This is a genomic window from Halobacillus sp. Marseille-Q1614 (assembly GCF_902809865.1).
GTDB lineage: Bacteria > Bacillota > Bacilli > Bacillales > Halobacillaceae > Halobacillus_A.
Genome location: NZ_CADDWH010000001.1, coordinates 272,978 through 286,740, shown reverse-complemented (window position 1 = coordinate 286,740; position 13,763 = coordinate 272,978). Strand labels below are relative to the sequence as shown.

Below are 13,763 nucleotides of genomic sequence, written 5' to 3'. Positions count from 1 at the left end.
CTGCTTCTAGTAGTTTAAACCGTTAGTTTATCAATAACTTTTTTCAAATTCGTTTCATAAGGTGATGAAATTACCCCTTTTTCAGTAATGATCCCTGTAATCAGCCCATTTGGGGTTATGTCAAAAGATGGATATAGCGCGTGGGTTCCCTCTGGTGCTGTCGGGATACCTTTAAAAGTAGTAACTTCAGTTGCATTACGCATTTCTACCTCGATATCCCTGCCGCTTCGAGTGTTGAAATCAATGGTATGGCTCGACGTCGCCGTATAGAAAGGTATGTTGTGCGCCTGCGCTGCAAGAGCGTGCATATAGGTTCCCACTTTATTTGCTAAGTCCCCGTTTGCCGCTACACGGTCAGATCCTACGACGATTTTGTCGATCATCCCTTCACTCATACAAAATCCTGACATATTGTCTGTAATTAAAGTATGAGGAATGCCGAACTTTTTCAGTTCTAAAGCTGTAATGCGGGCACCTTGTAAGTATGGACGTGTTTCACAAGTATAGACATGAATGTTCTTTCCTTGCTCATGGGCCGTTCTAATAACAGAAATAGCCCTGCCGCCATAACCTGCACCGCCAAAAGCACCTGAATGACAGTGCGTCATAACAGTATCCCCATCATTAATTAACTCTGCACCATAAGCTCCCAGCTGATATTCAAAATCAAGCTGGCGGTTAAGTATTTCTACAGCTTTTTTTTCCACCCTTGAAATAAGTTCGTCGCCAGATCCGACGGCTTCAGCCACCATTTCATCGACTGTCTTCATTAAGTTTACAGCTGTCGGCCTTGTACTTTTTAATAGTTCTCCAGCTTCTCTTACTTCCTTTGAACTCCCTTTTGAGTTCAAAGCTGCCAAAAAAATTCCGTAAGCGCCGCAAATTCCTATCGCACCAGAACCGCGGATCATCATGGAGGATATCGCTTCACCCAGCTGGCTTATTGTAGTAATCGTGCAGACCTCTTCTTCAAAAGGCAGCTTTGTTTGATCAATCAGCTTAATAGCACCGCCTTCAAACCAGATAGGCAGGGCAAGTTCTTTTTCTTTAAAATGATTAACCAGTTCCTCGATCGGTCTCATTTTCTCTCACTCCTTATCAATGGTTTTATTGAGTTACAGCGCTTTTTTCATTTACGCGAAGCTGAGAAAGAATGAAAGACTGCTTAGCTGTAGCTTCAGCAAGATCTACTACGTTATAAGCCGCTTCGAGCGTAGGTCCTACTGAGCACACACCATGATCTTTCATTAGTGTGATTTTAATATCTGGATATTTCATAAATACATCTGTTACATGCTGAGCCAGTTCTTTTGATCCAGACGGAGCTACATCAGCAACAGGTACATGGCCCAACAATTTTTGAGCAGTGACAGTTGGTAGTGGAAGCTCCATCCCCATACATGCATATCCAATTGAGTAGTTAGGGTGGCAGTGAACAACGGCGTTAACGTCCGGTCGTACTTTATAAATTCCTAAGTGAAAACCGATCTCTTTAGATGGCTTGCCCTGACCTTCAACGACTTCTCCGTCCATATTGACGATAAGTGCATCTTCCCGGCTTACTTCCCCAAGACTGATTCCGCTGCGCTTTATTAACACATAGTCGGTTCCTGGAATTCTGACACTGATATTTCCGCCTGTGGCCTGTGTATATCCTTTTTGATAAACCTTATGGGACACATATTGAAGTTCTTTTTTTAATAGCTCTAAACTCATCGTTACACCCTCCTAGTTATAAAAATGCTGGTAGAACTTTTCAACGGAACGTCTTTTTCTTTCTGCTAAGGCAAGAGCACCTTTGGCTCCGTTTCTTATTTTCTCTGCTTTCTCCTGGATTTGCTGGATAACTTGCTGTTCATCAAAAGCGAGTATTTTTTTATCTCGATACACCCAATCTCCCATGATCATTACAGAATCCACTGAGTCTCCATTTTCGTATAAAATCATTTGGGAAACCGAATCTTCCTCTGAAATAAATGTCTTTGAATTTTTGTCTAAAAAAACGAGGTCGGCGTCATATCCTTCTGCAATTTTCCCTCTCTTGCTCTCTGTTATTACTTCAGCTCCAGATACGGCCGCCATTTTAAATACGTCCTTTGGCTCCAGCCATTCCTGGTAGTTTCGATTATTCACGCGAGACATCATAAGAGCGAGCCGCATCATCTCAAAGGAATTATGGCTGATTCCGCAGTTTGATGCATCCGTGCCAAGGGCAATGGGGATTTGACGGGTTACGTACTGGCTGACCGGAGCAAAGCCGCTGCCTAACATCATATTGCTGGCCGGATTGTGAATAATGGTTACTTCTTTTTCTTTTAAAAGGTCAATTTCATTCTCATTCAGCCAGATGGCATGAGCGGCAGATAGTCTGCTGTTCAGTAACCCAGCTTCATCTAAGTGACCGACTAACCCTCGTTTAAAGGTGCGGTCTCCCATGTCTTTTTGAACCTTTGTTTCAGATAAATGGGTATGGACGTCTAGTCCATACTGATTACTAACCTCTCTACATAAAGCTAATGCTGCTTTGCTGCAGCGCTGAGGTGCATTGGGCCCAAGCATGATGCGGATTTTATCATTTTTTAAATGCCAATCCTTAACTAACCTGGTGAAAAAATCTCTTAATTCATCGATAGATCGGACCAGCTGATTTTCCTGAGGCAGCCCTAAGAACTCTTCATCAGATATATCCTGAATCATAGGCGCAAACGCCACATTTATTTTTGATTTTTCGTATGCTTTTAGAGCTGATTCAACCCGTAGAAGATGCGGAAAATGATCGATGCATCCAGTAATGCCGCTGCGAATCATATCGGCTGCTCCTAATAGAACGGCCAGATAGATATCTTCATCGTCGAGAGAATGACCATAAGCGATCGTATATAGTGACCAAATCTCTAATGGCAAGTTGCTAGTTGTACCTTTTAATAGATTGGAATACGAATGATAATGGGCATTTGTCATTCCCGGAATTATTAACTTCCCAGAAGCATCGATTGTTTCATCGGCAGTAACTATCTGCGCCGGCTCACCAGGAAAAATTTTTGCTATTTTCCCTTTTTCTATTAGAAGACTCCCAGTTAGCACTTCGTCTTCAGAATCTATCGCAGTGAATTGCGCATTCTTTATCAATAAAGACATTTGAAGCCTACACGCTGGCTTTTGTTGTGGACTTAGCCAGCTTTTCTTTTCTGGCGGCTAAAGCTCTTTCATAAGCTTCATGTGCGATGGAGGGTTTATCATCTGAGATAAGTTCGATCGTTTTAAGGAACAGGCTGCGAATCTTTTCCTGGTTGTCTTTTACGACATTTTTATGTGTATCCAGATCTGGTGGAACGTCCGTCGTTCCTGCTGCTAAATCTGTAGAGATGGTTACAACCGCATAAGCCAGACCTAGTTCACGAGCTAATATGGCTTCCGTTGCATTTGTCATCCCGACTACATCCATGCCCCACTGCTTGTACACATTGATTTCAAGCGATGTCTCATAACGCGGACCGTCGACACAGATGTAGTTTGCTTTTGCTGTAATGTCATAACCTAATTCTTTCGCAGCATCTAAAAAGCTTTGATTAAGATCCGGGCAGTACGGCTGCGTGATTTCTACAGAGTATTTTCCATAAGTAGTTACACGCTTTGTAGTGGCATCCATGAACTGATCTAATAAAGCTAAGGCTCCGACGGGAATCTCAGGGTTTAGTGAACCTACCGCACACATGGCCACTACGTGGTTAATGCCTAACTCTTTTAATGCCAGCATATTGGCACGATAGTTAATCTCGTGAGCCAAGCTGTCATGAGTTTTTCCATGACGAGGAAGGAAGTAGATTTCTTTTCCTGCATGCTCTCCGGCAAATACCGTAACTTCTCCATATTCTGTGGATACGACTTGTTCTTCCATACCGTCAACTAAATTATAAAAACCTGTGCCTCCAACAATACCTACTTTCATATCTTCATCCTCCTTGATATCCATTGAATTATTTAATAGGTTCTACTGAATTATTTAATAGAGATGGGTAGAAATATGGCTTTCCTGAATTTTTCTTAAGCTCGTCCCACTCGTGCAGGATTTTCGTAGCTTCTGTTGCCACAGCAATCGATTGCGTAACTCCTTCGCCTTTATAGGCAAACTCATCACGAACACGGTTGGCAACGGCTGTAAAAATAGCTCCGGCACGTAAGTTAAATAAGCTGCTAAGAGTGAGCACTGTCGCTGCTTCCATTTCGAAATTTAAAACGCCTGCCTTTTGCATATCATCCATAATTGTATTCATAAAGCTTTGGTTGTAGCTGTTAAATCCCGGACGTCCCTGTCCGCAGAAGAAGGAAGCAGATGTGTAGCCAATTCCCACATGATAAGTGACGCCTAATCGCTCAGCCGCTTCAATCAAAGCCATTACGACTTCCTGATTGGCGATTGCAGGGTATTTCACATCGACATATTGATCACTTGTTCCGTCATAGCGCACGGCTCCTGCACAGATGATAAGGTCGCCAGGATTAATCTTTTCCTGCATGGCGCCGCAAGTTCCTACGCGAATAAAGGTTTCAGCACCGATTTCCGCTAACTCTTCTAAAGCGCTTGCTGTAGAAGGTCCACCGGCTCCTGTAGAACAAGCTGAGATGTCTACACCACCGACTTTTCCAGTGTATGTAACATGCTCTCGGTATGTGGCGATGTGTTCTTTTTCATCCCACTGATCCGCCATCTGCCCGACACGTTCCGGGTCACCTGGCAATAATACGTATTTTGCTACATCCCCTGGTTTACAGCGAATATGATACTGGGATTGATCTTCTAATTCTGGACGATTGGCTTTGGACTTCCATTTAAGTTCTTGTAGCAACTTTGACATCCTCCTCGTTATTGGCTTTCATAGATTGTAAGACTGAATCGATAGTTAAATAGGTTTTATTAGGATTTAAAAAGGATAATCGATTAGCGAGTGATGTAATCTGTGGAGGCTGAAGTCCTGCTAGATCCATAATCCCTCTGTCAGCAAATACGACGTCTGCCCGGTCGTCAGCAATCTTTTCACTTTGATGCATGACAACGGTTCGGCAATTTAATTCACCAATCAGGTGCATATCGTGAGTGATCAATACAACGATATGACCATGTTTCTGGAACATCCGCACAAGATGAAGGATACGCTGGCATCCTTTATGATCCTGCCCTGTCGTCGGCTCATCCAGCACGATAACCTGGGGAGAGATCGCCATAATCGAAGCCATAGCCACTTCTTTTCGCTGGCTCGAATTAAGGTCAAATGGGTTTTCATCCAGCTGATCTTCCAGTTCAAAAAGCTCGATTGCTTGATTGACGCGTTCCTCAATCTCTTCTTCGGACATGTTTAAGTTCTTACAGCCATATTCAAGTTCCTGACTGACTTTCGGCAGGAAAGTTTGGTGGTTGGGGTTCTGGAAAACATATCCTACGAGGCTGGATAACTTGGCAATTCGCTCTTTTTTTGTATTTAAGCCACCGACTGTAATCTGACCTTTCGTAGGTTTTAACAGGCCGTTAAAGTGTTTAACGAGTGTAGTTTTTCCCGATCCATTACTTCCTAAAATAGCGACTACTTCATTGTCATAAATATCAAGACTGACATCCTTGACAGCAGTGACACCGCCCTTATAGACATGTGAAACATTTTTAACCGAAATATACGGCTCCATTACGTCCACCTCCTCAAAATAATTAAGCCTTACTGTAAGCGCTTTCTGTAATAGCAGCAGCTTCATCCAAGTTGGTCGACAGTTCGACGTCCTGCCCAAATTTTTTATTATATTTATGAAGAAATTCTGTAACTTGGGGGGCATGAAGGGTTAATTCATGCAGCTTTTCAATCCTTGCAAACACTTCATCCGACGGACCGAACATTTGAACTTCCCCATCACTGAGAACGAGCACCTTATCACAATATTCAGCGATTCTTTCTACTTCATGGTCAATAATGATGCCCGTCATGCCGTACTCCTTAAGGTTTTTTAAAACATCGTAAACTTCATTTTTCCCTTTAGGATCAAGCATGGAAGTAGGTTCATCCATAATCATGATCGTCGGCCGCATCGCTAGTACCGCCGCAATAGCGAGACGCTGCTGCTGGCCTCCTGATAACGCAAGAGGGCTGCGTTTTTCAAAACCTGTTAAGCCGACCTGCTTAAGTGCATCTTTAATACGTGCATCCATTTGCTCCCTGGGAACGCCCAGGTTTCCCATTCCAAACGCGACTTCTTCTTCAATGGTCATTTGACTCAACTGGTTTTCCGGTTCTTGAAACACAAACCCAACATGTTCAGACATTTTAGCGACATTACCTTCATGAACATTTATATCTTTTACGTATACCTGGCCTTCCAGCTCTCCTTGGATCACTTGAGGAACTAAGCCGTTTATACACATCGCCAAGGTAGATTTCCCAGCTCCTGTCGGCCCGATAATTCCAAGGATCTCTCCATAATCTACGGAAAAATTAATATCCTTTAACACGGCTTCATCAGTATCAGGATATTGAAAAGTAAGCCCGGAAACTTCAATAGCTTTTCGGTTTTTATGCATCTGCCATCCCTCCCATAAAAACTGAAATCCTTTTAATTACAAACTTGATAATCATAAAAGCAAATACGATCCACGTTCCGATCAGAGAATATGTCAGTAAAGCGTCTGTTGTTAAGTTGAAAGAACCACTTAGGAAAGCCATTAAATAAACCTCAAACGCTAGAAAGATCAGAATTCCGAATAGAAAACCGTAATCTCTAGAACCAATTTTCGTATCTCTTAGGCTTGTCTTCGTTCCTTCCCGGCTAAAGGCCCTGCACTCCAGAACGTAGGAAAGCTGGTGTACCTTCATAAAAGTGATAATAAACAGAGGAGCAAAGATAGGAATCAGGTTCTTCACTCGTTGAATAAGGCTGCCCTTTACGTCCAGACATCTCGCCTGCTGCGCTTCCATAACAATCTTTGCTTCGCGGGCAATGATCGGGATGATTTGAAAAGTTGACAGTAAAATGAAAGCAAAGGAGTGAGGGACCTTCCATTTTACAAGGGCTGAAGCCATGTCTGAAGGGTGGGTGCTCATGACGAACAGGACAGCAGCCGTACCAATGACTAAGATTCTAAATGACATAACACTTGCGTAAACCATCGATTCATACTTAAAGGTCAGACCGCCAAAAATTTCAAATACAGGCGTCTCGCCGATAGGGTTATATATTCCATGTACTGTCATGATGAGAACAGCAAACAAAAGCAGGAATTGCATTGATATTAAGTATGGCTTCACTAATTTAGCCGCCACTACTAGAGGAAACAGAGCAGCCAAAAATAGTAACTGAAGGGCAGGATCATTCAAAATGAATGAACTAAGGACGACAAAGGCCACAAAAATCATTTTCGTTCGTGGATCCAGCTTATGGATAAAGCTGTCTTTTGGCATGTATAAACTGTTCACGTGGTTTTTTCCTCCTTATAATCCCTTAATGTTTAAGGGGTACTTTTAATTGGACACTCTCTGTGTGGACTCGCGTTCAATTAACGTGGGCTGAAAAGTAATCGTTTCTTTAAAGTTCTTGCCTTTTCTTGAAATTTGAACAGCTAATTCTACTGTTTTTTCAGCCATATCTGTAATAGGAGTCCGAATCGTTGTCAGTGCAGGGAACACAATTTCAGCAAACTGTGAATCATCAAACCCAATAACGGAAAGGTCTTCAGGAATAGACAGATTCAACTCTCTAGCTGCTTTAAAGACACCGACGGCGATGGCATCATTCCCTGCAAATATAGCTGTTGGACGATCCTCTATAGACATTAATTCTTTTCCTTTGTTGTAGCCGCTGTTAATTTTGAATTCATCCAGTTTCGTATACTTTTTGTGCAGCTTAATCCCATGATCTTCTAAAGCTTGTTTATAACCTTTTAACCGTTCTTCAGTAGAATAGGAGTTTGGCTGACCACCGATATACCCAATTTTCTTATGACCAAGCTCTATAAGGTGTTTCGTTGCCTCATATCCACCTTCAAAGTTATCTACTAAGACCTCATCTATCTGTACGTTTTTCAACTGACTCCCCAGGCTGATAAAAGCAAGATCTGACCTTGCTTTCATGACTTCCTTAATATTTCTATCATTCATTTCCGGCGTAGAGAAAATTACCCCGTCTACTCCTTTTCTAATAAGGAAGTTCAGATATTCCGCTTCTTTATCCAAATCATTATCTGTATTGCAAAGGATGACGTTAAAACCAAATTTATGAGCATGATCCTCAATGGCTCTCGTTAATTCCCCGTAGAAAATGTTCTTAATATCCGGGATAATTAACCCAAAGGTGGACGTCTGCTTTTTAATCATGGCGGTCGCCACCATATTCTTTTGGAATTTAAGCTCTTCCACGGCTTTGTTTACTTTCTCTTTTACTTCTGAACTTGTATATCCGCTATTATTTAGCACTCGTGACACTGTAGATATGGAAACCTTCGCTTCTTTTGCTACGTCTTTAATCGTAACCATTGTTCTCACTTCCTCTTCTTTGTGGAAACGTTTCCTTCTCTTATTAAAAAAATATAAAATTTTAAGTAAGAGTCAGGTATTGCAAACCTTAATGAAAACGCTTTATAACCTGTTTTCATTATACTGGCTTTTTTTATACTATTGCAACACTTTTCTGAAAATAAGAAAAACTAATAGTTTTAAGTTTTTCCTTTTTCAAAGGAAACGTTTCCACAAAGTGGTAGAAAGAGATAAAATTATACTGGAGAGATGCTTTTCACTTTTACAACAGAGTTAGAAAGTGTTCCAATCCCTTCAACTGTACATTCAATCACATCGCCAATTTGTAAAAATTCTGCACCAACGGGGCTGCCTGTTAAGATAACGTCCCCTGGTTTGAGTGTCATAACATGGCTTAAATAAGAAATCATCCGTTCAATCGATACAATCATTAATCCCGTCTCACTGTCCTGCTTCTTAATTCCATTATGAACAGCTTGTATTCTAGCTTTAGATGGATCAAACTCTGTATCAATAACTGGACCTAATGGAGTAAATGTATTGAAGGATTTTCCAAGGGTCCAATGTCCATCTGAATGGAAATATTGAGGCGCTGTCACGTCATTACCAACCGTATAGCCAAAAATGTAATCTGCCACTTCTTCCTCATTAATATGAGAGGCTTCTTTTCCAATAACTACAGCAATCTCAGATTCAAACTTTACTTCATCCAGTGGCTCAGGGATTTTAATCTCTGTACCAGGACCAGTTACTGAAGCTAATGATTTAAAGAAAAACACAGGCATTTCAGGCGGGTTCTCTGGCAGATTTTCTTTTGCAGCTACAAAATTAGCGCCAATTCCAATCACTTGATTTGGCTCAATTGGTGCTAACAGCTGTACTTCCTCTTTTTTATAAGTTTTCCCTGTCAGCTCCCAGTAAGAAAAAATATCACCGGTGATTTCTTTAATAAAATCCGATGATAAAATTCCCTGCTTCGCTTCATCTCTATCACTTACTGTAAACCGAACAACCTTCATTAAGTGTCCTCCTTCATTCTATGCGAAAAATATAAAGGCCAAAGTTCCAAGAATAAACCTTGGCCAGAGTGTTTAAAATTGATTTCCAAAGAGACGTTCTATACAATAATTAGTAAGTCCTTAGGACATCATTCTTCAAATAAATCTATTTGTTGAATTGATGTTCTTTTTTATGCAGAGATTTTTTTATTTTTATTTGTTTTAGTATCTGTCATTCCGATTTTTTCACGGATTTCTTTAGCATTCGGCAGGAAGCGTACAGGGAAGGATCTTAAAATCACCCATACAATCCAGAGCGTTAATACTTTGTCCGCTACAGTACCAGGAATGTTAGCGATAAATGTAGCATTGAAGATTTCCTGACCTGAAGCAATTAATCCAGCTGTAAGGACATCCACCGTATGACCTGAGAATCCTCCAAAAGCGTAAACAGAGATTACAGTGGCCAACAGAGAAGATAATAACCCGATAACCGTACCGGCTGTAATAACTTTCCAAGTTTTCTTAAACCAGCCCTTCTTGAAGAAAAAGTAAGCCAAAAAGGCAACAAACATCCCGACGAGTGCAAAAGGCAAATAAGTCCAGCGAACAATTAGAGCAAGAACGACGTTTGTCATAAGAGCTGTTGCAGCTCCCCAGACCGGTCCAAGAACGACGGCATTTAATACTGTTCCAATGTTATTTAGAAACAAAGGCAGCTTCAGCATCTCAACAATCGAATTCGCAACCCAGTTTAATGCGATCCCCGCAGGAATCATAGCAATTATAAAACTTGAATACTTTTTCATCTTCGGTTTTTCCCTCCTAAGTATTAAAGTCTGTTACCAAGTCTCGTCCCATTCAAGCCTCCCATCCCTACGGTAATAATATAAAAACGTTTCCACACACCTTAAAAATTATATTTCGTTCTTATGTGAAAGCGTTTTCTTATAAAATTCATTATACATAAGCGGTTTTTTAATTTCAACAATATTTTGAAAATAATAATTTCCAATTTCGACAGGCTGCCCTAAATCTATCGACAAGACGTGTTTCCGGTGACTAGATTTTCTATGGTATATAGCTATAAAACGACAAAAAGACGCTTCTATTAAAAGCGTCTTTAGGAAAGAGTTTTTTCTCTCTGTACCTGGTACCTAAATTAATATGCGTTTCTCCTCTGCATTCTTGTGCGGAATATTGGTACAAGGAATGATAATAAACCGACTATAAGCAGAGTTAGAGATATCGGTTCGGTGATAAACACCATATAACTTCCGCCTGATGCTGTAAGTGCCTGGCGGAGGGACTGCTCCATCATTCCCCCTAATATAAAGGCTAATATAAAGGGAGCTGCCGGGAATGTGGTTAACCTCATGAGATAACCAATTACACCGAAGAACAGTAAGACGTAAAGGTGAAATACATTGAAGCTTACAGAGTAAACACCGATCATACTAAAAATAATGACTAATGAAATTAGCAGAGGTCTTGGAATTTTTAGCAGCTTTGAAATATAAGGAATTAACGGCAGATTTAACACCAGTAAAATGATATTACCAACATACATACTGGCAATAATTCCCCAGAAAATATCAGGATGATCCTGTACTAACAGCGGACCAGGCTGAATACCTAATACGAGAAATGCTCCCAGCATAACCGCTGTTGTTCCTGATCCCGGAATTCCGAGGCTTAACAATGGGACAAAGGCACCGCTTGTTGCCGCGTTATTCGCCGTTTCAGGAGCTGATAACCCTTTAATTGATCCCTTGCCAAATTCCTCTGGTTTCTTAGATATTTTCTTTTCGGTAATATAACCGATAAAAGAAGCAATCGTAGCGCCTGCTCCGGGGAGCACACCTAGAATAAATCCTAAGAAGGATTGACGTCCCATTGGCCCGCTCATTTCCTTTAAATCTTCCTTTTTTAATTTAATGCTTCCTACATCCCCTTTATCTGATAGAGATGTATCTTTTCGATTAATAATGAGAAAACACACTTCCGCCAACGCAAACAACCCAAGAGCAATGACGAGGAAATCAAACCCCTCTAATAAATTAGGATTGTTAAAAGTAAAACGGGGTGTTCCTGTCTGTCCATCAATCCCGACTGTTACAGCCATAAATCCAAGCGTTGCTGAAATAAGAGCTTTGATGGTAGATCCTTCTGATAGACTCGTTATCGCTGTTAACCCCATAAACATAAGAGCAAAGTATTCAGGCGGACCGAACGTAACAGCCACTTGGGCTAAGGCGGGGGCGAACAGCATCAATAACACGATAGAAACTGTTCCCCCTACAAAGGAGGAGACAGCTGCTATTGCTAAAGCCTTCCCTGCTTCTCCCCGTTGAGCCATAGGATAGCCGTCAAAGGCTGTAGCTACTGTGCCAGAAATACCTGGAGCATTTAATAAAATGGACGAGGTGGAACCTCCAAAAACAGCTCCATAATAAACACCGGCCATCATGACTAATGCTGATGCAGGTGCCATACCATAAGTGATCGGGATCATAATAGCAATCGCACTGATCGGGCCGAGCCCCGGCATCATTCCAATGAATGTTCCAATAAATACACCAATAAAAACAAATAATAATCCTTCTAAACTAAAGGCTACTTGAAAGCCTTGCATTAACCCATCTAATCCACCCATATACAATCCACACCTTTTAAAATGGTAGTATTCCTTGTGGCAGCTTGATTTGCAGCAAATAATTAAAGAGGTAATATAGAGACCCTGGAAAAACAATCGATACAATACAATTTGTTAACCATCGGCGATAGCCAAGAAACGTAGAACAAGCAAAAATAAATAGTGTTGTTATAATAAGAAAACCCAATATTTCAAAAAAGAAAATATAAACCAAGATCATGCCTGCTACCCCAAGCATCACCATAATTTCTTTTTTGGGTACAACTCTCTTAGCTTTTTGCTCCTCTGTTTCTGCGGATTTATCAAAATACAGAAAGAAAGCTAAGCCTAAAAGTAAAAACCCCAATATCTTAGGCACTAAGTCAGAGTCAACCGGCACATATGGATACTCTCTTAAGTTGAAGCTTAAATATAAATAACCAATGGAAAATACAGCCAGTCCTATACTCAGTTTTTGATTCATTGTCTTTATCATGTGTCATCACCTCTATTTCGTTTACTCCCCTAGTCCCATTTCATCAAGCAAACTTCCCAACTCTTTATTCTGTTCTTCCAAAAACCCTTTGTACTCTTCGCTGGTCAAGTACATCTCTTCCCAGCCATACTTTTCACGAATTTCTTTGAATGCTTCTGAATCACTCACCTCTTTAAAAGCTTCCTCATAGTATTTAACTTGTGATTCTGTCATATTTCCGGGTCCAAAAAAGCCCCTCCAGTTCACAAAGGTCGCATCTATTCCTTGCTCTTTCGCTGTTGCAAAGTCAGATAAAGTCTCACCTTCCAAACGTTCCTCTGCTGTAATCCCAAGCACTTTGATTTTTCCGGCTCGGACTTGTTCTACCGTTTCTGCAACACCAGTTGAAAGAACATCAGCATTTCCGTTTAAAATTTGTGTTAATGATCCTCCATCTTGAGAAGACACATATTTAATCTTTGTGATATCAACGCCAGCTTCCTTGGCGATCTTTACAAATTGCATATGGTCCATCGATCCTGGGGAAGATGTTCCCACCACTGTGATCTGGGAAGGGTCTTTTTTCATATCGTCAAAAAGTTCATTAAGATTGTCCCATTTGGCATCAGCCGAAACAGCGAAAGCCGCATAATCGGCAATCATATTTGCTAATGGAGTAAAATCCTCATACCCTAGCTGTGATTGACCATTTAACGGAATGAAAATTAAAGGCGGGGAGCCGATAAACAAGTGGTGCGGATTTTCTTTTTTGCTATCAATATAAGCCCACCCTACGGCTCCGCCTCCGCCTGGTTTATTAATCACGCCAATATCCTGATCAATCATGCCTTCTTCCTCCATAACCATCGCTACGCTTCGAGCCGTCGTATCCCAGCCGCCTCCAGCCCCACTTGGTGCTACTAACTCAATAGACCGCTGAGGCACAAATTCACCGTTGTCTGAGCTTGCTTGCTGATCCGAACAGGCAGACATAAAAAACAATAAAAAAAGTCCAGAGAGAAATAATCGTTTCATTATAGGTCCTCCTTTTTTGAAAATTATGAATTGTATACTTCCTATCGTAAGTGACTCAGACTTTAATGTAACCGTTTTCAAAATAAGCCGTATTAAAAAAATAAAATTAA

Annotated in this window: 14 protein-coding genes; all 14 read right to left on the bottom strand. The window is 41.0% G+C overall.

Features of this window, described 5'->3' with window-relative positions:
* Positions 1-14 precede the first annotated feature (14 nt).
* Entirely contained in the window at positions 15-1,082 is a 1,068-nt protein-coding gene (gene mtnA, locus HUS26_RS01390) for an S-methyl-5-thioribose-1-phosphate isomerase (protein ID WP_173915454.1), read from the bottom strand.
* Between the two features lie 25 nt (positions 1,083-1,107).
* Positions 1,108-1,716, bottom strand: coding sequence for a class II aldolase/adducin family protein (locus tag HUS26_RS01385; RefSeq protein ID WP_173915453.1), 609 nt, complete (start codon positions 1,714-1,716; stop codon positions 1,108-1,110).
* A 12-nt stretch (positions 1,717-1,728) separates the two neighbouring features.
* Positions 1,729-3,138 carry an amidohydrolase family protein gene (locus HUS26_RS01380; RefSeq protein ID WP_173915452.1) on the bottom strand — a complete coding sequence of 470 codons (1,410 nt, stop codon included), beginning with the start codon at positions 3,136-3,138 and terminating at the stop codon, positions 1,729-1,731.
* 7 nt (positions 3,139-3,145) lie between these two features.
* A complete protein-coding gene (locus HUS26_RS01375) occupies positions 3,146-3,949 on the bottom strand; it encodes an MTAP family purine nucleoside phosphorylase (protein WP_173915451.1) in 804 nt (267 codons plus the stop codon).
* 28 nt (positions 3,950-3,977) lie between these two features.
* The gene (locus HUS26_RS01370; protein ID WP_217424722.1) at positions 3,978-4,847 is read right to left on the bottom strand and encodes a nucleoside phosphorylase; all 870 of its coding nucleotides are present in this window, start codon (positions 4,845-4,847) and stop codon (positions 3,978-3,980) included.
* The gene (locus tag HUS26_RS01365) at positions 4,831-5,679 is read right to left on the bottom strand and encodes an energy-coupling factor ABC transporter ATP-binding protein (RefSeq protein ID WP_173915449.1); all 849 of its coding nucleotides are present in this window, start codon (positions 5,677-5,679) and stop codon (positions 4,831-4,833) included. The genes HUS26_RS01370 and HUS26_RS01365 overlap by 17 nt, the downstream gene beginning before the upstream one ends.
* A 22-nt stretch (positions 5,680-5,701) precedes the next feature.
* Positions 5,702-6,562: an energy-coupling factor ABC transporter ATP-binding protein gene (locus HUS26_RS01360; protein ID WP_173915448.1), complete on the bottom strand. Its 861-nt coding sequence runs from the start codon at positions 6,560-6,562 to the stop codon at positions 5,702-5,704.
* Entirely contained in the window at positions 6,555-7,454 is a 900-nt protein-coding gene (locus tag HUS26_RS01355; protein ID WP_173915447.1) for an energy-coupling factor transporter transmembrane protein EcfT, read from the bottom strand. The genes HUS26_RS01360 and HUS26_RS01355 overlap by 8 nt, the downstream gene beginning before the upstream one ends.
* A 45-nt stretch (positions 7,455-7,499) precedes the next feature.
* A complete protein-coding gene (locus tag HUS26_RS01350; protein ID WP_173915446.1) occupies positions 7,500-8,510 on the bottom strand; it encodes a LacI family DNA-binding transcriptional regulator in 1,011 nt (336 codons plus the stop codon).
* A gap of 236 nt (positions 8,511-8,746) precedes the next feature.
* A complete protein-coding gene (locus HUS26_RS01345; protein WP_173915445.1) occupies positions 8,747-9,529 on the bottom strand; it encodes a fumarylacetoacetate hydrolase family protein in 783 nt (260 codons plus the stop codon).
* Between the two features lie 170 nt (positions 9,530-9,699).
* Complete coding sequence (locus HUS26_RS01340) at positions 9,700-10,317, bottom strand: hypothetical protein (RefSeq protein ID WP_173915444.1); 618 nt, start codon at positions 10,315-10,317, stop codon at positions 9,700-9,702.
* 353 nt (positions 10,318-10,670) lie between these two features.
* On the bottom strand, positions 10,671-12,164 hold the full coding sequence (locus HUS26_RS01335) for a tripartite tricarboxylate transporter permease (protein ID WP_173915443.1): 1,494 nt from the start codon (positions 12,162-12,164) through the stop codon (positions 10,671-10,673).
* 16 nt (positions 12,165-12,180) lie between these two features.
* A complete protein-coding gene (locus tag HUS26_RS01330) occupies positions 12,181-12,639 on the bottom strand; it encodes a tripartite tricarboxylate transporter TctB family protein (protein ID WP_173915442.1) in 459 nt (152 codons plus the stop codon).
* Between the two features lie 21 nt (positions 12,640-12,660).
* Positions 12,661-13,653: a tripartite tricarboxylate transporter substrate binding protein gene (locus HUS26_RS01325; RefSeq protein ID WP_173915441.1), complete on the bottom strand. Its 993-nt coding sequence runs from the start codon at positions 13,651-13,653 to the stop codon at positions 12,661-12,663.
* Between the last annotated feature and the right edge of the window lie 110 nt (positions 13,654-13,763).

Bases quoted from the DNA above. Each gene is read 5' to 3' on its own strand.
- HUS26_RS01365 (WP_173915449.1), bottom strand. From the start codon at position 5,679: ATGGAGCCGTATATTTCGGTTAAAAATGTTTCACATGTCTATAAGGGC.
- HUS26_RS01340 (WP_173915444.1), bottom strand. From the start codon at position 10,317: ATGAAAAAGTATTCAAGTTTTATAATTGCTATGATTCCTGCGGGGATC.
- HUS26_RS01330 (WP_173915442.1), bottom strand. From the start codon at position 12,639: ATGATAAAGACAATGAATCAAAAACTGAGTATAGGACTGGCTGTATTT.
- HUS26_RS01345 (WP_173915445.1), bottom strand. From the start codon at position 9,529: ATGAAGGTTGTTCGGTTTACAGTAAGTGATAGAGATGAAGCGAAGCAG.
- HUS26_RS01360 (WP_173915448.1), bottom strand. From the start codon at position 6,562: ATGCATAAAAACCGAAAAGCTATTGAAGTTTCCGGGCTTACTTTTCAA.
- HUS26_RS01385 (WP_173915453.1), bottom strand. From the start codon at position 1,716: ATGAGTTTAGAGCTATTAAAAAAAGAACTTCAATATGTGTCCCATAAG.
- HUS26_RS01375 (WP_173915451.1), bottom strand. From the start codon at position 3,949: ATGAAAGTAGGTATTGTTGGAGGCACAGGTTTTTATAATTTAGTTGAC.
- HUS26_RS01325 (WP_173915441.1), bottom strand. From the start codon at position 13,653: ATGAAACGATTATTTCTCTCTGGACTTTTTTTATTGTTTTTTATGTCT.
- mtnA (WP_173915454.1), bottom strand. From the start codon at position 1,082: ATGAGACCGATCGAGGAACTGGTTAATCATTTTAAAGAAAAAGAACTT.
- HUS26_RS01350 (WP_173915446.1), bottom strand. From the start codon at position 8,510: ATGGTTACGATTAAAGACGTAGCAAAAGAAGCGAAGGTTTCCATATCT.
- HUS26_RS01335 (WP_173915443.1), bottom strand. From the start codon at position 12,164: ATGGGTGGATTAGATGGGTTAATGCAAGGCTTTCAAGTAGCCTTTAGT.
- HUS26_RS01380 (WP_173915452.1), bottom strand. From the start codon at position 3,138: ATGTCTTTATTGATAAAGAATGCGCAATTCACTGCGATAGATTCTGAA.